The organism is Sandarakinorhabdus limnophila DSM 17366 (assembly GCF_945882885.1).
In the GTDB taxonomy this organism is placed as follows: Bacteria; Pseudomonadota; Alphaproteobacteria; order Sphingomonadales; family Sphingomonadaceae; genus Sandarakinorhabdus; species Sandarakinorhabdus limnophila_A.
On record NZ_CAMCWT010000010.1, the window covers coordinates 35,526 to 56,318 of the forward strand.

Annotated in this window: 24 protein-coding genes; 17 read left to right on the forward strand and 7 right to left on the reverse strand. The window is 64.3% G+C overall.

Translation table 11 applies throughout. The features are described 5' to 3' along the window. The first annotated feature begins 47 nt into the window (after window positions 1–47). On the forward strand, window positions 48–404 hold the full coding sequence (locus tag Q7O19_RS03680) for a hypothetical protein (protein WP_303808729.1): 357 nt from the start codon (window positions 48–50) through the stop codon (window positions 402–404). 45 nt (window positions 405–449) lie between these two features. On the opposite strand, the gene Q7O19_RS03685 is transcribed toward Q7O19_RS03680, so the two are convergent. Further along, window positions 450–644, reverse strand: coding sequence for a hypothetical protein (locus tag Q7O19_RS03685; protein WP_303782703.1), 195 nt, complete (start codon window positions 642–644; stop codon window positions 450–452). Window positions 645–721: 77 nt separating this feature from the next. Between Q7O19_RS03685 and Q7O19_RS03690 the strand changes: the two genes are divergently transcribed. Then, entirely contained in the window at window positions 722–904 is a 183-nt protein-coding gene (locus Q7O19_RS03690) for a hypothetical protein (RefSeq protein ID WP_303782704.1), read from the forward strand. Between the two features lie 206 nt (window positions 905–1,110). Then, window positions 1,111–4,023, forward strand: coding sequence for an excinuclease ABC subunit UvrA (gene uvrA, locus Q7O19_RS03695; RefSeq protein ID WP_303808730.1), 2,913 nt, complete (start codon window positions 1,111–1,113; stop codon window positions 4,021–4,023). A 4-nt stretch (window positions 4,024–4,027) separates the two neighbouring features. Here the strand turns inward: uvrA and Q7O19_RS03700 are convergent, their stop codons facing one another. Both Q7O19_RS03700 and Q7O19_RS03705 read right to left on the reverse strand, forming a co-directional pair. Continuing rightward, complete coding sequence (locus Q7O19_RS03700; protein ID WP_303808731.1) at window positions 4,028–4,588, reverse strand: hypothetical protein; 561 nt, start codon at window positions 4,586–4,588, stop codon at window positions 4,028–4,030. Then, a complete protein-coding gene (locus tag Q7O19_RS03705; RefSeq protein WP_303808732.1) occupies window positions 4,585–5,529 on the reverse strand; it encodes a sterol desaturase family protein in 945 nt (314 codons plus the stop codon). The genes Q7O19_RS03700 and Q7O19_RS03705 overlap by 4 nt, the downstream gene beginning before the upstream one ends. Window positions 5,530–5,621: 92 nt before the next feature. On the opposite strand from Q7O19_RS03705, the gene Q7O19_RS03710 reads away from it, so the two are divergent. After that, window positions 5,622–6,503, forward strand: coding sequence for a LysR family transcriptional regulator (locus tag Q7O19_RS03710; RefSeq protein ID WP_303808733.1), 882 nt, complete (start codon window positions 5,622–5,624; stop codon window positions 6,501–6,503). Window positions 6,504–6,867: 364 nt separating this feature from the next. Here the strand turns inward: Q7O19_RS03710 and Q7O19_RS03715 are convergent, their stop codons facing one another. Beyond that, a complete protein-coding gene (locus tag Q7O19_RS03715) occupies window positions 6,868–7,965 on the reverse strand; it encodes a serine hydrolase (protein WP_303808734.1) in 1,098 nt (365 codons plus the stop codon). Window positions 7,966–8,200: 235 nt separating this feature from the next. Between Q7O19_RS03715 and pdxH the strand changes: the two genes are divergently transcribed. From pdxH to ftsY, 4 genes are read left to right on the forward strand one after another with little or no spacing between them, the layout of a single operon-like run. Further along, entirely contained in the window at window positions 8,201–8,788 is a 588-nt protein-coding gene (gene pdxH, locus Q7O19_RS03720) for a pyridoxamine 5'-phosphate oxidase (protein ID WP_303808735.1), read from the forward strand. Further along, window positions 8,785–9,621 carry a PhzF family phenazine biosynthesis protein gene (locus Q7O19_RS03725; protein ID WP_303808753.1) on the forward strand — a complete coding sequence of 279 codons (837 nt, stop codon included), beginning with the start codon at window positions 8,785–8,787 and terminating at the stop codon, window positions 9,619–9,621. The genes pdxH and Q7O19_RS03725 overlap by 4 nt, the downstream gene beginning before the upstream one ends. A gap of 10 nt (window positions 9,622–9,631) precedes the next feature. Further along, window positions 9,632–10,435 (forward strand): diaminopimelate epimerase, encoded by an 804-nt coding sequence (gene dapF / locus Q7O19_RS03730; protein WP_303808736.1) that lies wholly within the window; start codon window positions 9,632–9,634, stop codon window positions 10,433–10,435. Beyond that, window positions 10,432–11,346 carry a signal recognition particle-docking protein FtsY gene (ftsY, locus tag Q7O19_RS03735; RefSeq protein WP_303808737.1) on the forward strand — a complete coding sequence of 305 codons (915 nt, stop codon included), beginning with the start codon at window positions 10,432–10,434 and terminating at the stop codon, window positions 11,344–11,346. The genes dapF and ftsY overlap by 4 nt, the downstream gene beginning before the upstream one ends. A 1-nt stretch (window position 11,347) precedes the next feature. Here ftsY and Q7O19_RS03740 read toward each other — a convergent pair whose 3' ends face one another. Together Q7O19_RS03740 and Q7O19_RS03745 are read right to left on the reverse strand one after the other, a co-directional pair. Next, window positions 11,348–13,378, reverse strand: coding sequence for a bifunctional diguanylate cyclase/phosphodiesterase (locus Q7O19_RS03740; protein WP_303808738.1), 2,031 nt, complete (start codon window positions 13,376–13,378; stop codon window positions 11,348–11,350). Continuing rightward, entirely contained in the window at window positions 13,379–13,591 is a 213-nt protein-coding gene (locus tag Q7O19_RS03745) for a hypothetical protein (protein WP_303808739.1), read from the reverse strand. It lies immediately after the preceding gene. 327 nt (window positions 13,592–13,918) lie between these two features. Here Q7O19_RS03745 and ffh point away from each other — a divergent pair, with 327 nt between their 5' ends. From ffh to Q7O19_RS03790, 9 genes are all read left to right on the forward strand, one after another. Further along, complete coding sequence (ffh, locus tag Q7O19_RS03750) at window positions 13,919–15,406, forward strand: signal recognition particle protein (RefSeq protein WP_303808740.1); 1,488 nt, start codon at window positions 13,919–13,921, stop codon at window positions 15,404–15,406. Between the two features lie 36 nt (window positions 15,407–15,442). After that, complete coding sequence (gene rpsP, locus Q7O19_RS03755; protein WP_303808741.1) at window positions 15,443–16,000, forward strand: 30S ribosomal protein S16; 558 nt, start codon at window positions 15,443–15,445, stop codon at window positions 15,998–16,000. 12 nt (window positions 16,001–16,012) lie between these two features. Beyond that, entirely contained in the window at window positions 16,013–16,501 is a 489-nt protein-coding gene (gene rimM, locus Q7O19_RS03760) for a ribosome maturation factor RimM (RefSeq protein ID WP_303808742.1), read from the forward strand. A 10-nt stretch (window positions 16,502–16,511) separates the two neighbouring features. Next, a complete protein-coding gene (gene trmD / locus Q7O19_RS03765) occupies window positions 16,512–17,243 on the forward strand; it encodes a tRNA (guanosine(37)-N1)-methyltransferase TrmD (RefSeq protein ID WP_303808743.1) in 732 nt (243 codons plus the stop codon). Between the two features lies 1 nt (window position 17,244). Further along, window positions 17,245–17,622, forward strand: coding sequence for a 50S ribosomal protein L19 (rplS, locus tag Q7O19_RS03770; protein WP_022678898.1), 378 nt, complete (start codon window positions 17,245–17,247; stop codon window positions 17,620–17,622). Window positions 17,623–17,714: 92 nt separating this feature from the next. Beyond that, complete coding sequence (locus Q7O19_RS03775; protein WP_303808744.1) at window positions 17,715–18,161, forward strand: YbgC/FadM family acyl-CoA thioesterase; 447 nt, start codon at window positions 17,715–17,717, stop codon at window positions 18,159–18,161. After that, window positions 18,158–18,871 carry a protein TolQ gene (gene tolQ / locus Q7O19_RS03780; RefSeq protein ID WP_303808745.1) on the forward strand — a complete coding sequence of 238 codons (714 nt, stop codon included), beginning with the start codon at window positions 18,158–18,160 and terminating at the stop codon, window positions 18,869–18,871. The genes Q7O19_RS03775 and tolQ overlap by 4 nt, the downstream gene beginning before the upstream one ends. Window positions 18,872–18,924: 53 nt before the next feature. Next, entirely contained in the window at window positions 18,925–19,314 is a 390-nt protein-coding gene (tolR, locus tag Q7O19_RS03785; protein WP_303808746.1) for a protein TolR, read from the forward strand. Then, window positions 19,311–20,099, forward strand: coding sequence for a hypothetical protein (locus tag Q7O19_RS03790; RefSeq protein WP_303808747.1), 789 nt, complete (start codon window positions 19,311–19,313; stop codon window positions 20,097–20,099). Before tolR ends, Q7O19_RS03790 begins: the two co-directional genes overlap by 4 nt. Before the next feature lie 15 nt (window positions 20,100–20,114). Here Q7O19_RS03790 and Q7O19_RS03795 read toward each other — a convergent pair. Beyond that, a partial coding sequence (locus Q7O19_RS03795) for an amidohydrolase family protein (protein ID WP_303808748.1) occupies window positions 20,115–20,793 on the reverse strand: 679 nt, incomplete at its 5' end.

Sequence of the window (20,793 nt, forward strand, 5' to 3'; positions counted from 1 at the left end):
GGCTGCGCGTATCAGCCGCCAGTTCTTTTCTCAAAAAGGATTGTGCTATGCTGAAAGAACGTCGTCTCGCCGCGAACAAAGTTGCTGAGCAGCTGTTCGCCGCTGAAGCCGCCATCAATGCCGCTGTGTCGGCTGTGGCCCAACTCACCGCCGTGATGCCGATGGCCGCCCAGGAAGCCAATCTGGCTGCCTGCATCGGTCAGGACGCCCTGATGGGCGCCATGGAAACCTGCCAGCAGCTGGTTCAGGCCCGTTCGCGCATCATCGCCACCCACGCCGCCCTGCGCGCCGCGCAGACCCAGATCGGCCTGGATGCCGTGAACTTCATGGGCAACTGCCCGCCCGAAGAAGCCCGCCTCAACGAGACCGTCGCTCCGCGCCGCCATCTCACGATCGCTGCCTGAGAACGGCGTGATCTGGGCGCAAGCCTTTTTCAGCTGAAACTTGGTTCAAGGCGCTGATGCGCCGGAGACCGCTTCTCGTCTGGAGTATGGACGATGTTTCTTGAAATTATTGCTGTCGTCACCGTTGTCGCCGCGGCCTTGTTGGCCTTCGGTTTCGGCGGCCGTGACGAACAATTGGCCGCGATCGGCTTCCTGGCCGCCACGCTCGCCACCCGCATGATCACCGCCGAATATCAGCATGTCGAATATGGCGTGCTGGCTTTGGTCTGCTGCTTGGCCTGCTGGCCCTGGCGCTCACCAGTGACCGCTTCTGGCCGATGTATGCCACGGCGTTCCAGCTGGTTGGCCTGTTGGTCCACATCGGCAGCCTCACCTCTGCGGGTGGCGGCATGGCCTGGGCTTATGCGGTTGGCCTGATCTTCTGGTCCTACGCGGTGATCGCGGCGCTGCTCGCCGGTACGTGGCTGGAAGGCCGCAACCGACGGTTGGCAGGGCTGTAACAGCTCACTTATTGTTCTTCGCTCTATCAACCTCTGGTAGAGCTTCGCATGGCACGGCCACCCCCGGCTTGATCGGGGGTGGCTCTGCCGCGTTTCACGGTGAATACCCCCCGCGACAGCGCCGCCCTTGCCCTCACCGTCTGCGCCTCGTAACCCCGGATTAAGCCGGCTTGTACGGCCTGAACAAATGTGGAACATACGGGCTCATGCTGAACCATATCCAGGTGCGCGGCGCGCGGGAGCATAATCTCAAGGGCGTCGATGTCGATCTGCCCAAAAACGCGCTCACCGTGATCACCGGCCTGTCCGGTTCCGGCAAGTCCAGCCTCGCCTTTGATACCATCTATGCCGAAGGCCAGCGACGCTATGTGGAGTCGCTTTCCGCCTACGCCCGCCAGTTCCTGGAGATGATGTCCAAGCCGGACGTTGACCATATCGAGGGCCTGTCCCCGGCGATCAGCATCGAGCAGAAGACGACGAGCAAGAACCCGCGCTCCACCGTCGCCACCGTCACCGAAATCTATGATTACATGCGCCTGCTGTGGGCGCGGGTCGGCGTCCCCTATTCGCCCACCACCGGCCTGCCGATCACGGCGCAAACTGTCAGCCAGATGGTTGATCGCGTCATGGCGCTGCCGGAAAACACCCGCCTCTATTTGCTCGCTCCGATCGTGCGCGGCCGCAAGGGCGAGTATCGCAAGGAACTGGCGCAGCTGCAGAAAGACGGCTTCACCCGCGTGAAGATCGACGGCGAATTCTACGCCATCGAGGAAGCCCCGGCGCTCGACAAGAAATACAAGCACGACATCGATGTGGTGGTGGACCGGTTGGCGGTGAAGGAGGGCCTGGAATCCCGCCTCGCCGAAAGCTTCGAAACCGCATTGAAACTGGCCGAAGGCCTCGCCTTCGTTGAACTGGCAGACGCGCCGGCCGATGCGCCCGAAGCTGAACGCCGCATCCTTTTCTCCGAAAAATTCGCCTGCCCGGTCTCCGGCTTCACCATTTCCGAGATTGAACCGCGGCTGTTCTCCTTCAACGCCCCGCAAGGCGCCTGCCCGACCTGCGATGGTCTTGGCGAAAAACAACATTTCGATCCCGATCTCATTGTCCCCAACCACGCGCTCACGCTGGAAAAGGGCGCCGTCGCGCCGTGGGCCAAATCCAACCCGCCCTCGCCCTATTATCTGCAGGTGCTGGCCAGCGTCGGCCGCGCCTATGGCTTCACCCTGAAGAGCAAATGGTCCGATCTGTCGGATGAAGCCGCCCGCGCCGTGCTCTATGGCACCGGCAGCCGCGCCATCCCGCTGCGTTTCGAAGACGGCCGCAAGGCCTATGAGGTTGTCAAAACCTTCGAAGGCGTCGTCCGCAACCTCGAAAAGCGCCTCAACACCGAAAGCACCATGATCCGCGAGGAGCTGGAACGCTACCAGTCCCCCTCCCCTTGCGAAGTCTGCCACGGCGATCGCCTCCGCCCCGAAGCGCTCTCCGTCAAGATCGCCGGCGAAACCATCTCCACCGCCGTCCGTCGCCCCGTCGGCCAGGCGCTTCGCTGGGCGCGCGGCGTCGCCGATCATCTCACGCCGAAACAGCGCGCCATCGGTGATCGCATACTGAAGGAAATCACCGAACGCCTCGGCTTCCTCGACAATGTCGGCCTCGATTATCTCAACCTCGATCGCAAATCCGGCACGCTCTCGGGCGGCGAGTCCCAGCGCATCCGCCTCGCCTCGCAGATCGGCTCCGGCCTGTCCGGCGTGCTCTATGTGCTCGATGAACCGTCCATCGGCCTGCACCAGCGCGACAATGATCGCCTGCTCACCACGCTGAAACGCCTGCGCGATCTGGGCAACACCGTGCTGGTGGTGGAACATGATGAAGACGCCATCCGTCTCGCCGATTATGTGGTCGATATGGGCCCTGGCGCCGGCGTCCACGGCGGCGAAGTCGTCGCGGCCGGCAGCCTGCAGGATATCCTGGACAGCCCCACCAGCATCACCGGCGCCTATCTGTCAGGCCGCCGGTCCATCCCCGTGCCGGCCAAGCGCCGCAAGGGATCGGGCAAAAAAATCACCGTCAAGAACGCCCGCGGCAACAATCTGCAGGGCGTCACCGCCAGCATCCCGCTCGGCACCTTCACCTGCATCACCGGCGTGTCGGGCAGCGGCAAATCCACCTTCACCATCGATACACTCTACAACGCCGCCGCCCGCGAACTGAACGGCGCCCGGCTGCTCGCCGCCCCGCACGATGGCCTCGATGGGCTGAACCACCTCGACAAGGTGATCGACATCGATCAATCCCCCATCGGCCGCACACCGCGCTCCAACCCCGCGACTTACACCGGCTGCTTCACCAACATCCGCGATTGGTTCGCCGGCCTGCCGGAATCGCTCGCCCGCGGCTACAAACCCGGCCGCTTCAGCTTCAACGTCAAGGGCGGCCGCTGCGAAGCCTGCTCGGGCGACGGCCTGATCAAGATCGAAATGCACTTTCTGCCCGATGTCTATGTCACCTGCGACGTCTGCCACGGCCACCGCTACAACCGCGAAACGCTGGATGTGAAATTCAAGGGCAAATCCATCGCCGACGTGCTGGACATGACGATCGAGGACGGCGTGGAGTTCTTCAAGGCCGTGCCCCCGATCCGCGAAAAACTCGCCATGCTGCTCGAAGTCGGTCTCGGCTACGTCAAGATCGGCCAGCAGGCCACCACTCTGTCCGGAGGCGAAGCCCAACGCGTCAAACTTGCCAAGGAACTCTCCCGCCGCGCCACCGGCAACACGCTCTACATCCTTGATGAACCCACCACCGGCCTCCACTTCGAAGACGTCCGCAAACTCCTCGAAGTCCTCCACGCCCTGGTGGAACAAGGCAACAGCGTCGTCGTCATCGAACATAATCTCGACGTGATCAAAACCGCCGACCACATCATCGATCTCGGCCCCGACGGCGGCGACAAGGGCGGCCAGATCGTGGTGGCCGGCACGCCCGAAACAGTGGCCGCGTGCGAGGCCAGCTGGACCGGGAAATATCTGGCGCCGCTGCTCGCAGCATCCCCGCGCGCAGTGGAGGAAGAAACCGCCGCGCCTGTGAAGCGCGCGCGCAAAGCGAAGGCCTGAAGCGTCAGCGCGCCCGCAGCCGCGGAATGACAAAAATGGCCAGCAGCAACAGCCACAGGGCGACCGCCAGGTGGAACAGATGCCAGGCCAACGCCGGATGTGCCGCGCGCAGCGGATCCGTCGCAAGCCGCCCGATCAGAAGCACGGTGAAACTGGCGGCAACCAGCCGCGCCTGTTTGTCGGCGGCACGATACGCCAGCCATGATCCCACCAAGTTGAGCACCAAAAAGGTCGGCACCATTGCGCCGGGGATGAGCACGGCCAATATGCCCGCCGCTCCGCCCAGAACCGGCGCCAACCAGCGGGCTCGGCCGGCCATCACGGCGACCATGCAGCCGAGCCCAAACACCGCGCCGGCCCGCGACAGGAACTGGTGAACCAACTCGAAGTCGCCGGCCAGGCCAGCGCTGATCCTGATGGTGCCCACCAGGGCCGCGAGCATGAAGGGCGCGATCCCCACTGCCCACCAGGCGTTGATCCGCGCCGTTCGGGCCATGGCAAATGCGCCGGCCGCCACCACCACCGCTTCGGTCACGGCGAAATGCTGAGGCAGCAGCGCACTCATTCGGCGGGCACCGCGCTGCTGCCCGCCCGGCGGCGGGCGTCCGGGGCAAAGCCCGCCGCGGCCCGGATGGATTGGGTCGTCTCGCGCGATCCATCATGGCTCCAGCCCGGCGGCGCAAACACATAGGCCAGCCGCTGCCACCAGCGCAGATCACGCTGGCTGGCGTCACGGGCAATGCCAACATATTCGTGCGTCAGCACAGTCACCGGGTTGAGCGTGTCCAGCTGCTTGACCAGGCCATAGACGGGCGGATCATCGGCGCGCTCGGCCTCGAATGTGCCGAACAACCTGTCCCAGATGATCAGCGTGCCGGCATAATTCGCATCGAGATAGCGCGGGTTGGTGCCGTGGTGCACGCGGTGGTGCGATGGCGTGTTGAAGATCGCTTCATACCAGCGCGGCGTCCTGTCGATCGTTTCGGTGTGCAGGAAGAATTGATACGTCGCATTCAGCACTCCGCAAAACGTGACCATGATCGGATCGAAGCCAACCAGCACCAGCGGGATCTTGAGCATCATCGTGCCGGTGAAATGCTTGGTCCATGATTGGCGCAAGGCAATCGGCAGATTATAATTCTGGCTGGAATGGTGGACGACATGCATCGCCCACACCCAGCGCACCCGGTGGGCAATCCGGTGGTGCACATAAAAACGCAGATCATCCAGCACGAAACACAGCAGGAAGGTCGCCCAGGTTACCGGGATGGTGGCGATCTGGAAGGGTTCCACCGCCGCCAGCGCGCCCAGGGTGATGAACGCGGTGGCCGCATTGGCCGGCTCGCTCAAAAAGCCCATCGCAATGCTCACCCCGCTGTCCTTCAGCGGGGTCTTGCCCTTGCGGTGGAACAGCCGGATGGCGATCTGTTCAACCGCAATCATCGCCAGAAACGCCAGCGCGGAAAACTGGACGATGTTGGAACGCACGAACTCCATCGCGGTCATCTAACTCTCCCCCCAAAGCACGCATCTTGGTTAGGTGGTCCGGTTGTGGACAACAATTGAGTTATTCTGCCCCATTATGTAGATAATGGAACATGTCGCTCGATCTCGTCCTGATCCGCCGGTTTGAAGCCGTCGCCCGCCTCGGCAGCTTTTCCGCCGCGGCGGACGAAGTTGGCGTCACCCATTCAGCGATGACCAAGAGCATCCGGACGCTCGAAGAACTGTGGGGTGTCCGCCTGTTCGAACGCACAACCCGATCCGTGGTGCCAACCGCAGCCGGCCGGCGCCTGATCGAACTGGCGCCCGAACTGCTGACCCATGCCGAAGAAAGCAAGGCCCGCGTGCTGGCCGCCGGGCGCCGCCTGTCGATCGTGTGCGGCCCGGCCATCCTTGAAAGCTTCATCCCCGCCGCCCTGTCCGCCTTCGCTCACAACCACAAGGGCATCGGGGTAGAGGTGGAATATCTGCCGCCCGATATGGCCGTCCAACGGCTGCAACAACGCCGCGCGCAACTTCTGCTCTATCATTCGGGTTCGCTCGCGGCCTTCACCGGCCGGCGCGATCTCAAAATTCAACCGGTGATCGAAGAACCCTATCATCTTCTGTGCGGGCCCACCCACCCCGCGGCAACCAACCGCGATGCAGACGCGCTGCTCCAGCATGACTGGGCCATCGCCGGCTTTGACCCTGGCTTTGCTGCCAATCTGGCACCCGATCGCCGCGAAGCCCTGCAACGTTCCGGCTTTCCGCGCTTTCGCCTGTCGAGCCAGAAAGCCTGTGTCGACCTGGCGCGGCACGGCTTGATCGTGACAATGGCACCCCGCTCCGGCGCGCTGAAGGCCTGCACGGAAGGCGGCCTCATATCCTATGAAGTGCCGGGCATCGCCCCCTTCACCCTCGCCGCCATGACACTGGCCGATGTGCCCGATCAGGCAGCCGCCGATTTCATAGAAATCGTGTCAGGCAACAAATGACGCGAAAGATCCGACAGAACTGAAACCGGGTTCATTGGTTCCAGCTGAAGCGATCGCCATCGACAGGTCCTGACGGCGGCAGAGGCGGAAGATGCCCCCGCCCCGGCGAAGCGGGCGCGCGAGGCGAAGGGCTGAGGAAGGCAGAGGGGCCTCCGGCGGGCAGGGACGCAGTCCCTGTACCCGTTTGTTTTTCGGAGGGCGATAAACGGCAGCTTTGCGCCCTCATCCCGGACGTTGGCGCGCTGCCAACATTCGTCGAAAAGCTGCCCTTCGCGTCGATGGTTGGCGTCGGCACCTACTCTGCAGCGGCAAACGATATGCGTCAGTCAGGGTGCAGTGACACCGGCCGCCTTCTGCACGGCAATTACCAACCTGCGATAGGCGTCTTGGTTGGTGGTGACGCCGGCGACCGCAATCCGGGCGGCAGGTGCATAATAGGCGACGGTGCCCCAGTATCCGCTGTGCCAATAGTAATCACGACCGTCGGCATGTTTGACGAAGACGCCAAGGCGGTAACCATCGGCTCCCTTGTGTGGGCCCTGCCACAGCATCTCCTGCAAGGTTCCGGGACGCTCGAACAGCCCCCCTCGAACAGCGCTGCCATCAGTTTCGCGAGATCTTTGGCCGACATCACCAGGCCGCCCCCGCCATGGAGGTCGACACTGGCGTCGAGGTCCGTGACCTCCGTGTTGCCGATGAACTGGCGCGCCCTCGCCGGCGCCCGGCGGGGCTTGTCTTCCAGTATCTCCCACCAGGTCGACCGCAGCTTCAGGCGATCCAGCCGCAGTTGGGTGCGGACCGCCTTGCCGAGGGACTGGCCCGTGATCCGCTCGACGATGTCGCCCACAAGGATGTAGCCCGTGTCGGAATAGTGGAAGGCTGTGCCAGGCGGGTCCAGCGGCTTGCCCCACTTGACCGCAAGGCTAACCTGATCCTCGCGGCTCCAGCGCTTGCCCGGCTGCGAGAACACCAATGACAGGTACCGCTCGTCCTGTGCGTGGTCATAGATCCCGGCACTGTGACTGAGCAGCTGCCGCACCGTGATCCGGGCGGTGTCATAGCCGCCGCTCCGCATCAGCGCATCAAGCCTGGGCGTCAAAAGCGGCCCAATCGCGGCGTCGAGATCGATGCGACCCTGCTCCCACAGGCGCAAGACCGTCGCGGCCACGAACGTTTTCGTGTTGCTGGCAACGCGCACTGGCGTGTCGGGTCCAAGGGGTTTATTGCCCGCTTTACCGCTTTTCCCGGCTGTTGACACGGCGTACGCCGATGCAACCCCTTGGCCCGTCACGAACAGGGCCATGGGCCTCGGGTCGGACGCGACCTCTGTCTGCAAAAGGTCTCGACGAATAGCTTGTGCAAACGCAGGCGCGATCAGCTGCATCGACAGACACAGGGTGATCGGAATGGCCCAGAAAAGCCGCCCGATCGGGGCACAGAACATTCTTGCCGTCTTGTACATTGTGCCGTCATATGCGCTGCAGCCTATCACTGTCACTCGCTGAAGCGTCTGCTCTCACCGCTTTGGCGGCCCGAACTGGACTGTCCGCCACCGGCCCAATATCGGCTCAAATAACAAACGGGTGCAGAGACCACGTCCCTGCCCGCCTGGCCGCCCTGCCCACGGCAACACGCTGCATCAAGTGCGCGGCATAACCACAGGTGACAGGGGGCAACGGGGCGGCTAACCACCGGCCATGAGCCTGATGCCCCACCCTGCCCCGTTTGCCCGTTTCGGCGAATGGCTGGCCGCTGCCGAAGCGGCAGAGCCCAATGATCCCAATGCAATGGCGGTCGCGACGGCAACGCCGGATGCAGCGCCATCTTTGCGCGTCGTGCTGCTGAAGGCGTGGGATGAACGCGGGTTTGTGTTCTACACCAATCTCGACAGCCAGAAGGGCAGCGAACTGGCAGCCAACCCGCAGACGCATCTGAATTTCCACTGGAAATCCCTGCAGCGCCAGGTGCGCATCGGCGGCCGCGCCGAATTGGTGAGCGATGCGGAGGCCGACGCCTATTTCGCCACACGGCCGCGGGAATCGCAGTTGGGTGCCTGGGCCAGCTTGCAGAGCCGGCCTTTGCCCGATCGCGCCACGTTCGAAGCCCGCCTCACCGAAATGGCCGCGCGCTTCCCGGCCGACGTGCCACGCCCGCCGCGCTGGAGCGGGTGGCGCGTGGTGCCGGAACGCATTGAATTTTGGCAGGCGCGCGATGGCCGCTGGCACGAACGCGAAGTGTTCTGGCGCAAGGCTGATGGCTGGCACTTCGGGCTGGTCTATCCCTGATGCGCCTGCCGTTCACGCAAATTGATGCCTTTGCCGATGGTGCCTTCACCGGCAATCCGGCGGCGGTGATGTTTCTCGAACGTTGGCTGCCGGATAGTGTGCTTCAGGGCATCGCGGCCGACAACAACCTGTCTGAAACCGCGTTCCTTGTAGCGCACGACGGCGCCGAGGCCGATTTCGAACTGCGCTGGTTTGCGCCCAAACTGGAGGTCGCGCTGTGTGGCCACGCCACGCTGGCCAGCGGGCATGTCGTGCTTGATGCGCTGCCTGATCTGCCGCTGGCGCGATTCCTTACCCGCCAGGCTGGTCTGTTGACCGTGGCCCGCGATGGCGATGGCTTGGCGATGCGCCTGCCGGCCTTGCCCGCTAACCGTCCGGTGACGCAGGCAGAAGAATCCGCCGTCTCCGCCGCGCTGGGCACCTTGCCGGTGGAGGTGTGGGCACGTGGCCACGATTATCTGGTGGCGGTGTTCGATTCTCCGGATGAAGTCCGCAGCTTGCAGCCTGATTTTGCAGCGATTCTGGCGCTGGCGCCGGGCGTAGACCTGATGCTGATTGCCACCGCGCCGGGGGAAGATTCCGACGTGCTGTCCCGCGTGTTCGTGCCGGCGTGCGGCGTGGATGAAGACCCGGTAACCGGCAGCGCCCATGCCGTGATCGCGCCGCTGTGGGCTGCCCGTTTTGGCCGGCCGCAGTTCAGCGCGGCGCAGGCCAGTGTGCGCGGCGGTCGGCTTGGATGTCGGGTGGAGGGCGATGCCGTCATCCTTTCCGGCAAGGCTCGCACCGTCATCCGCGGTGAGTATGACTTGCCGGATGCCGCCCTGAACGGCTAACGCCGGGTGCATGACGCACTTCATCAAGATGCACGGGCTGGGGAATGATTTCCTCGTGCTTGATGCACGCGAACAGCCGATTGTGCTGAGCGCTGCGCAGGTGCGGGCGCTGGCCAATCGCCACACCGGCATCGGTTTCGATCAGTTGATCCTGATTGAACCCAGCGCCACAGCTGATGTGCGGCTGCGCTTCTGGAACAGCGACGGCGGCGAAGTGGCCGCCTGTGGCAACGGCAGCCGGGCGGCAGCGACCTTGCTGGGCGGGCAGCACCGCATCGAAACCGCGGGCGGCCTGCTGGACAGCAACGCACATGCGGGCGGTGCCGAGGTGGACATGGGTGCGCCGCGCTGGGACTGGGATGCGGTGCCGGTTGCTTATCCGATGGACACCGCCAACCTGCCGCTGGCCTGGGACCATCTGGACCATCCGGCAGCGCTGTCGGTGGGCAATCCCCACGTGGTGTTCTTTGTGCCCGATGCGGCGGCCGTGGCGCTGGAACAGATCGGCCCCACCGTCGAACATGATCCGGTGTTTCCCGAACGGGTGAATGTCGGCATCGTGCAGGTTACAGCCCGTGATCACATGATCCTACGCGTGTGGGAACGTGGTGCCGGCGCGACCCTGGCGTGTGGCACCGGCGCGGTGGCGGCCGTGGCGGCGGCGCAGCGGCGCGGGCTTGTGGATGCCCAGGTGCGCGTCTCCCTGCCCGGCGGTGATCTGACCGTGACGCGGCGCGACGATGGCCATCTGCTGCTCGCTGGGGCAGCGGTGATCGCCTACACCGGCGATGTTGATCTGGAGCGTTTCGCATGAGCTGGCTGGGGAAGCTGACGCAAGGGTTGGCGAAATCGACCAAGCGCCTGGCGGATAATATCACCGGCCTCGCCACCGCCACGTTGCCACTGGATGATGAGCGGCTCGACGAGATCGAGGAAGCGCTTGTTTCTGCCGATCTTGGGCCTGCCGTTGCGGGCCGCATCCGCGAACGGCTTGCGGATCAGAAGTTTGCCAAGGGCATTGATGAAGCCGGCATCCGCACGGTGGTGGCCGAGGAAGTGGAGAAGGTGCTGGCGCCGGTCGCCCTGCCGCTGGCCATCACGCGCCAGCCACAGGTGGTGCTGGTGGTGGGCGTCAATGGCAGCGGCAAGACGACGACGATTGCCAAGCTGGCCCGCTTGTTCAAGGCCGATGGCAAATCAGTGATGCTGGCCGCGGGCGACACCTTCCGCGCAGCCGCCATCGCCCAATTAAAGATCTGGGCCGACCGAGTGGGCGTGCCGATCATTTCGGGCGAACAGGGTGGCGATGCGGCAGGCCTGGCGTTTGATGCCGTCAAGCGCGCTATGGACGAGGGCATCGATGTGCTGATCATCGATACCGCCGGCCGGCTGCAGAACAAGGCTGGCCTGATGGACGAGCTGGCCAAGATGAAGCGGGTGATTGGCAAGCTCGATCCTTCGGCGCCGCACGATGTGCTGCTGGTGCTGGATGCCACCACCGGCCAGAACGCACTCAGCCAGATCGAGGTGTTCCGTCAGGTGGCGGGCGTCACCGGCCTGGTGATGACCAAGCTGGATGGGTCAGCCCGTGGCGGTATGCTTGTGGCCGCAGCGGAGAAATACCGCCTGCCCATCCACGCGATCGGGGTTGGTGAAGGGATGGACGATCTGCAACCCTTCGATGCCGGCGAGTTCGCCCGCGCGCTGGCCGGCGCCGAGGACTGATTCAGCTCGCTGCGCGCAACTGCAACCCGGTGTTGGCTGCCGCTTCAGCGCTCGCAATGGCTTCCGGGATCTGGCTGGCTGGCACCGGTGGGGACAGCGCAAAGCCCTGCACGCGGTGAATGCCGGCGGCACGGGCCAGCTCCAGCTCCTCGCGGCTTTCCACCCCTTCGGCAACCAGCATCAGGTCCATCGAATGGCCGAGGCTTGCAGCGACACGAAAGATATCGGCGGCCATGGCCTGGCCTGGCGCACCCGAAAGCAGCGATCCAGAGATTTTCAGCGCGTTGATCGGCAACCGGCGCAGGCGATCGAGCGACGAGAAGCCGGCGCCGAAATCGTCCATGGCCACACCCACGCCCAGCTTGATCAACCGTTCGATATTGCTGCGGCAGGCGTCTTCATCGGTCATCAGCGCGGTTTCGGTGACTTCCAGCGCCAGGCGATGTGGCGGCAGGCCGATGACCTGCAGTTCCGCCAGCACTTCATCCACCATGCCGGGCTGGCGCAGATCGTGCACAGACGCATTGATCCACAGATTCATCGGTCCCGGCAGTCCGGCCACCACGGCGGCTGCCTGCTCCAGCACCAGGCGGCGCAGCGTGCCAATCAGGCCGCGAGCTTCGGCAATGCGGGCCATTTCGGCGGGCGCCACCGGCTCACCGCCATCGGGCTGCCAGCGCGCCAGCGCTTCCAGCGCCACCACCGTGCCGGTTTCAATATCGACCAGCGGTTGATAGGCAACATCGATATTGCAAGCACGCAGTGCCGATCGCACGCGCGATTCCACCCCGGCATTGCGCGCCGAAAGCAGCTTCAAATCCGGCGTGAACAGGCAGATGTGGCTGCCGGGATGGCCCTTGGCCGACAGCAGCGCCAGATCGGCAGCGCGCAACAGGTCTTCGCCTATTTGTCCGTTGTCGGGGCTCATCGCCACGCCAACGGCGGCCCCCACCTGAATTTCGGCATCACCGAACCGTGCTGGCTGATCCACCGCATCGATCAGTACGCGGGCCAACGCCAGTGCGCCTTCGACATCATCAGATTCGGCCAGGATTGCGAACTCATCACCGCCCATGCGGCTGGCAAACAAGCCGGGATCAGCAGTGCGCAGCCGGAACCCGACCCGTGTGATAACGCGGTCGCCCATGGCATGCCCATAACGATCGTTGACCTGCTTGAAGCCATCCAGATCGACGATCATCAAGGCAAAGTTGCTGCCTTTAAGAAGGCGCTGATCCAGTTCTTCCATTAAGGCGCGTCGGTTGGGCAGGCCGGTAACCTGGCAGCGACTGATCTCGCGGTTCAGTTCGGCAATGGCATTGTGCTCGCCGGTGCTGTCGCGCATCACCGTTACCCAGCCCCCGCCGGGAACCGGCTGGCATTCCAGATCGACCACGCGATTGTCGTTCAGGTGCAGGGCGGCATTGAACGGCTGGCGCAGGTTCACCAGCATCGTGGCATGGCCGAGGAATTCGGCGCGGTTGGTGGCCGCGGTCTGCAGGTTGGGCGCATCGGCCAGCAATTCGGCGAACGTGGGGGGATTTGCCGGATCGAGCGGCTTCACCCCCAGCAGCGCCATCGCGCTGCTGTTCATGGCCACCACCCGCGTGTCGGCATCCAGGATGGTGATGGCCTGGCTGAGTGTCTGGACGGCGGTGTCCAGCCGTTGCCGCTCCGCCGCCTGCGCTTCGCGTGCCAGCAGCAGTTCGGTGTGGGCGGCATAACCATTGCGGGCCATCGACACGCACAATAGCCCGAACACCAGCACCCCGGCGCCGGCGCCGACACCCCAGGGCGCCGGCCAGAAACGGATGAGCGCAATGCCAATGGGCAGACTGATGGCCGGGAACTGCACCAGCGCAATCAGCGGACGTCCCGGCCCGGCTCCGTTGGCGGCCCCCAGTGTTGCCAACGCGACCATAACGGCCAACGCCTGCGCAAAGAACGGCGAATTCTGCCCAAGAACGGAAGCAACGATGCCACCCAGCCCGACAGCAATGATGATGGTGCCCAAGAGATAGCGGGCCTCCACCTACTCCAGGTCAACCTCGAGATCGGGCGTGCGCACGGCATGGCAGGCAAAGATCACAAAGGCAAAGCCGGCCAGGGCCAACCCGGAAAAGAACAGGGCCGGCAGGCTTTTCACCGCCAGTGCGGCGGCAATCGCCAGCACGGCGGCCACCGGCCCGGCAAACGCAAAAGACCAGAAATAATTCCCCAGATCGCGGGTAAGTTCAGCCTGCAAAGCGGGTGGAAGCTGCGGCCCCAGGATGCGGCGCGCCCACCGGAACGGCCAACCGGAATGCGTATGTAACTGTTGGTTATGTTTTACTGATTTCAATATGTGACCGTAAAGAAGTAACATAATATCACAAGCCTGAATAGCGACCTGTTGCCCGTGACAAACCCCGTCGTACCCACGGTGCTTGACCGCCCTGCCCCATGCGCTTAAGGAGGCGGCGGCTTCCGGGAGGGGCCATGCGTCCGAGGATGCACGCTGGCCAGCGAGTTTTCGCCCGCCGGCGCGTTTTCATTTGGAAGCAGAGCGATTTTTGAGAAGGGCCTCTGGGCTTTGTTTGACAGTCTTTCCGAGCGGTTGGGCGGCATTTTCGAGCGGTTGCGCGGTCGTGGCGCGCTGACCGAGATCGACGTACGTGCCGCCATGCGCGAAGTGCGCGTGGCGCTGCTGGAAGCCGATGTCGCCCTGCCGGTCGTCAAGGATTTCATTGAGAACGCCACCCAGCGTGCCATCGGCGCCGAAGTCATCAAATCGGTCACGCCGGGCCAGCAGGTCGTCAAGATCGTCAACGATTGCCTGGTGGAATTGCTCGGCGGCGAAGAAGAACCAATCCCGCTGAAGATTGCCGTTACGCCGCCCGCCGTTGTCATGATGGTTGGCCTGCAGGGCTCCGGCAAGACGACAAGCAGCGCCAAGCTGGCAAGCTGGCTTTCGACCCGTGAACGCAAGAAGGTGATGATGGCCAGCCTGGACGTCGCCCGTCCGGCCGCCCAGGAACAGTTGCGTGTGCTGGGTGAACAGACCGGCATCGCCACCCTGCCGATCATTGCCGGCCAGACGCCGGTGCAGATTGCCGAGCGCGCCCGCCAGTCCGCGAAGCTGCAGGGCTTTGACGTGGTGGTGCTCGATACCGCCGGCCGCCTCGGTGTTGATGAAGCGCTGATGGCCGAAATGGCCGCTATCGCTACCGCCACCACGCCCGACGAAATCCTGTTGGTGGTGGACAGCCTGACCGGTCAGGACGCGGTGAATGTCGCGGCTGCCTTCAAGGAACGCGTGGCGCTGACCGGGGTGATCCTCACCCGCATGGATGGCGATGCCCGTGGCGGCGCGGCGCTGTCGATGCGCAGCGTGACCGGCGCGCCGATCCGCTTTGCCGGTGTCGGCGAAAAGCTCGACGCGCTGGAATTGTTCGACGCCCGCCGGGTTGCTGGCCGCATCCTGGGCATGGGCGACATTGTTGGCCTGGTGGAAAAGGCCGCCGCCAATTTCGAAGCCGATCAGGCCGAGAAAATGGCGGAGAAGCTGGCCAAGGGCCAGTTCGACATGGACGATCTGCGCCAGCAACTGGCGCAGATGAAGAAAATGGGCGGGCTTTCGGGCCTGGCAGCGATGATGCCGGGCATGGGCGCCGCCAAGAAGGCGATGGACAGCGGCGCGGTCAATCCCAAGATGCTGGACCGCATGGAAGCGATCATCCTGTCGATGACAATGAAGGAACGCACCAAGCCGGAAATTCTCACCGCCAAGCGCAAGATCCGTATCGCCAATGGTTCCGGCACCACCGTGCAGGATGTCAACAAGGTGTTAAAGATGCACCAGGAAATGGCCAATGTCATGAAGCGCCTGAAGAAGATGGGCGGCATGAAGGGCATGATGAAGATGCTGGCTGGCATGGGCGGTGGCATGCCCGGGCCGGAAGGCGGCGCCGGCGGTGAAGGCCCCGGCGGTGCGATCGATTTGGGGGCAGTTGGCCGCATGTTCGGCCGCCCCGGCATGGGCAGCCTGTCGCCCGGCTTCAACAAGTTTGGCAGAAAATAACTCTAATCAACGAAAATTACTGAAGGAAAGATCAAAATGGCTACCTCTATTCGTCTTGCCCGCGGCGGCATGAAGAAGCGTCCGTTCTATCGCATCGTCGTGTCGGACAACCGCAGCCCGCGTGATGGCAAGTTCCTGGAAAAGCTGGGCACCTACAACCCGCTGCTGCCCAAGGATTCGCCCGAGCGCATCAAGCTGGACACCGAGCGCGCGGCCTATTGGCTGAGCGTTGGTGCGCAGCCGACCGATCGTGTTGCCCGTTTCCTGGATGCCGCTGGCCTGCGCCCCCGCGCTGCCAAGAACAACCCGAACAAGGGCGAACCGGGCGCCAAGGCCAAGGAACGCGTCGAAATGGCCGCCCAGAAGGCTGCTGAAGCCGTCGAAGTCGCCGCTGCTGCTGAAGCCGAAGCTGCTGAAGCCGCTGCCGCTGCTGAAGCTGCCGCTGCCGAAGCTGCTGCTGCCGAAGCTGCTGCTGCTCCGGCCGTCGAAGAAGCCCCGGCTGAAGAAGCTCCGGTTGAAGCTGCTGCTGAAGAAGTGGCCGCCGAAGAAACGCCGGCCGCCGAAGCTGCTGCCGACGACGAAACGGCGGCTTAAGGCACGCGTGCAATGGCGGCCGATCAGATCGTGCTGGCCGCCATTGCCGGCGCCCATGGCATCCGCGGCGAGGTGCGGCTGAAGCTGTTCACCGACGACGCTCAATCCCTGGCCCGTCACGCCCGCTTCGATGCGGGCGGGCGGGCCTTGGTTTTGGCGGCCATCCGTGCCGACAAACCCGGCACCGCCATTGCCCGTTTCGAGGGCGTGACCGATCGCAATGTCGCGGAATCGCTGCGTGGCCTCACCCTCACCATTGCCCGCACCGCCCTGCCGGCGCTGGACGAGGGCGAATATTATGTCGCCGATTATCTTGGCCGCAGCGTGGTGGACGAAACCGGCGCGACCGTTGGCACCGTGAAATCCATCGAGAATTTCGGCGCCTCCGACATCCTCGACATCGCGCTGGCGAGCGGCGGCACGGTGATGGTGCCTTTCGTCGCCGAGGTGGTGCGCGAGGAGGCGGACCGGCTGATTGTTGACCGCGCGTGGTTAGCGTGACTGGGCTCGCATGAGCTGGCGGGCGACAATTCTGACGCTCTACCCCGAGATGTTCCCCGGCCACCTGGACCAAAGCCTTGCAGGCCGGGCGCTCGCACAAGGCACCTGGGCTTGCAACGCCGTCAACATCCGCGATTTCGCGATGGACAAGCACCGCACGGTGGATGACACCCCGGCCGGCGGCGGCCCCGGCATGGTGCTGAAAGTGGACGTGCTCAGCGCCGCCATCGATGCCGTGGCCGACGGCCGGCCGGTGCTGGCGATGACGCCGCGCGGGAAGCCCCTTACGCAGGCCCGCGTGCGCCAAATGGCAGACGGCCCCGGCGCCATCATCCTGTGCGGCCGTTTCGAGGGTTTTGACGAACGCATCTTTCAACGTAGGGCCATCGAGGAAGTGTCGATTGGCGACTATGTACTGTCCGGCGGCGAGGTTGCCGCGATGGTGGTGATGGATGCTTGCGTGCGGCTGCTGCCCGGTGTAATGGGCGCGGCTTCCAGTGGGATCGAGGAAAGCCACGAAAGCGGCCTGCTCGAACACCCGCACTATACAAGGCCTCCCGAATGGGAAGGCCTTTCGATCCCCGAAGAGTTGCGATCGGGGGATCACGCACGCATCGCCAAATGGCGGCGCGCGCGGTCCAATATGGACACACGGTCAAGGCGGCCGGATCTGTGGGATCATCATGGGGATGATCGGGTCCAACCGCCCTCTGGCGCGCGACAACAGAAGAAAGAGGAATGAGATGAATCTCATCCAGCAGCTCGAAGCCGAGCAGATTGCCAAGCTGACCGAAAAGCGCAGCATCCCGCAGTTCCGCGCCGGCGACACGCTGCGCGTGGGCGTGCGCGTTGTTGAAGGCGAACGCACCCGCGTGCAGAACTACGAAGGCGTGTGCATCGCCCGTTCGAACCGTGGCATCAACTCGTCGTTCACCGTGCGCAAGATCTCGTTCGGCGAAGGCGTGGAACGCGTGTTCCCGCTGTACAGCCCCAGCATAGAAGCCATCGAAGTCGTCCGCCGTGGTGTCGTGCGCCGCGCCAAGCTTTATTATTTGCGTGGCCGCAGCGGCAAGTCCGCTCGCATCGTCGAAAAGCGCGACGCGCGTCCCGCCAAGGACTGATCTCCATTCAGATTGCCGAAAGGGCGCCAGTGGCACTGCTGCTGGCGCCCTTTTTCATTGCGTGTTCGCAGCCCAAGCCCCTATCTGAAGCCATGTCCCCCCTTCCCCCTTCCGGCGCGATCGATGGCGGCATCCATCGGCTGTCAGCCCGGGTCTATTTCGAAGACACGGATACCGCCGGCATCATGTATCACGCCAAATATCTACACTTCATGGAACGCGGCCGCACCGAATTCCTGCGCGTGGCGGGCATTGATCATGGTGCGGCAGTGAAGGCCGGCGAAGGCGCCTATGCGTTGACCGAAATGCAGATCAAGTGGCTGCGCCCGGCAAAGCTGGACGATGTGCTGACCATCGAGACCCGCCTCATCAGCGCCCGCGCCGCAGCCTGCGCTATCGCTCAGCGCATCACCCGCGCCGGTGAGCCGCTGCTGGACGCGACACTTGTCGCTGCCTTCCTCGATCCCGCCGGCCGCCCCCGCCGGCAACCGCGCGACTGGATGGCGCGGTTCAATGAACTTCAGGCACAGGAACCATGATGCAAGCCGATATCGCGATCAAAACCGCGGCCGAACTGTCGCCGTTCGCCCTGTTCATGCAGGCCGATATCGTCGTGAAGGCGGTGATGTTCGGGCTGCTGCTGGCCAGTGTGTGGAGCTGGGCGATCATTCTCGAACGCTCGCGCCGCCTTTCGCGCCTCAACGGCGAGGCCGCCAAATTTGAAGACTGGTTCTGGAAGGCCAAGGATCTCGACAGCCTCTACGAACCCGCCTCGCGCGCCGATCACCCGTCTGCCCGCGCCTTCCTGGCCGGCATGAACGAATGGCGGCGCAGCCTTTCGGCCAAGACCGGCCGCAGCATCGATCGCGAAGGCCTGCGGGGGCGCCTGGCCAGCGCCATCAATGTCGCCATCGGCCGCGACATCGATGAATTGTCAGACCGGTTGAACGCGCTGGCCACCATCGGATCGGTCGCGCCGTTCGTCGGGCTGTTCGGCACGGTGTGGGGCATCATGCGCAGCTTTGCCAGCATCGCCGCCAGCCAGAACACCTCGCTGGCCGTCGTCGCCCCCGGCATCGCGGAGGCGTTGTTTGCCACCGCCATCGGCCTGTTCGCGGCCATCCCCGCCGTGATCGGTTACAACCGGCTCCTCCACCGCGTGAACCGCCTTGAGGCGCGCCTGAACGCTTTCTCGGAGGAATATCTCAACCTTCTCTCACGCCAGCTTGATGGCATGGACAGCCAGTAATGGGCATGGGAGCGCAATCAGGCAGGCGGGGCCGGGGAAGAGGCCGCCAGCCCATGGCGGAGATCAACGTCACGCCGCTGGTGGACGTGATGCTGGTGCTGCTGATCATCTTCATGGTGACAGCGCCGCTGCTGGTTGCCGGCGTGCCGGTCGACCTGCCCGACGCCAAGGCGCAAAGCCTGCCGCAGGACCAGTCGCCAATCCAGATCAGCCTGAATGCCGCCGGCGAGCTGTTCGTTGATCGCATGCCCATCGCGCCCGCCGCCCTGCCCGCCAAGCTCGCCGCCCTGCGTGAGGCCCGCAGCGATGAAGCGCGCGTTTATGTGCGTGCCGATCGCGGGCTCGATTATGGCCGGGTGATGCAGGTGGTCGGCGAGGTAAACGGCGCTGGCTTCAAGAAAGTGGCGCTGGTTACCGACGGGCAAGCCAAAAACCCACAATGACGCGCGCCGAACGCCTCAGCATTGCCGGCGCCGCCACCGCGCACCTGGTGCTGCTGGCCGCATTGAGCCTTGCCTGGCAGAACAGCCAGAAGATGCTGGCCGCGCCCACTGATGTGGTGCCGGTGGAAATCGTCGACATATCCGACGCGCCGCGCACGCCGGAACCGCCCAAGCCGTCGATGGAGGCCGCACCGCAAGAAACCGCCGTCGCTGCCCCCGAAGCTGAAACCGCGCCAGAACCGGAACCGGTGAAGGCCGACGCCGTGCCGCCGCCTGAACCGACCAAACCAACACCACCCAAGCCCAAGGCCGCAACGCCCACCAAGGCTCCGCCTTCCCCGCTCGACACGTCCACATTGGCCAACCTGATCGACAAGGCGCTGCCCAAAGCGGCCAAGAAACCGCTCGACACCTCGAAACTCGCCAAGGAACTCAACGCCAGCGCCCCGGCGCGCGCCACCGTTGATCCGCGCGCTGCCGCCACGCTTGCCCAGGCTATCCGCGCCCAGGTCGCCCCCTGCTGGAATCCACCCGTGGGCGGCCGCGACGTGCGCCGCATGACCGTGGTCGTGACCGTGAGCTACAGCCGCGATGGCCGCGTGATCGGCATGCCGCAAGCCGGCACCCCCACCGGCATGACCGCCGCCAACGCCGAATACGCCCGCGCCTTCGCCGAAACCGCCCGCCGCGCCGTGCTGCGCTGCCAGCCATTGAAGCTGCCGGCGGAGTTGTATGATCTGTGGGGCAGTGTGGAGATCAATTTCGATCCGGAAGAGATGACGTAAGAGACTGGGGCCTCCCTACTTCACCGTCTCCCACACAAATCGCCCTTCCTTCATCGTCCCCAGCACCTTGATGCCCCGGATGCGCGCCACCGGCGTCGTCAGTGGGTTGGCGCTGAGCAGAGTGAAGTCGGCCAGCTTGCCCACCTCGATGCTGCCGCGCCGCCCTTCCTCGCGATAGGCCCAAGCCGGGTTGATGGTCAGTGCTTTCAGGCCGGCCCAGGCGTTCAGGCGTTCGGCCGACCCCAACACAAATCCGCTGCGGGTGGTGCGGGCCATGCTGGTCCACAGGATGAACATCGGATCGAGCGGCGTGACGATAAAATCGCTGTGGTTGCTGGCATTCAGGCCGAGTGCCATGGCGCTGCGGATCGGGGAAATATGGGCCGCGCGCTCTTCGCCGAAGTTGCCGCGGTGGACGTCGCCCCAGAAATAGGTGTGGTTGGTGAAATAGCTCGGTGTGATGCCCATCGCGGCGTAGCGCGGCAGTTGATCGGGGCGTTGCACCTGGCTGTGGATGACGATGGTGCGGTGACCGGCGGGCAGCTTCAGCGTGTCGACGGCGTTGATCACGTCGTCCATTGCGGCATCGCCGTTGGCGTGGATGAAGAGTTGCAGCCCGGCGGCGCTGGCAGCCTTGGCGGTGGCGAGAAATGCGGGATAGGGCTGAATGCCCTGCGCGCGCCAGTTTTCCTGC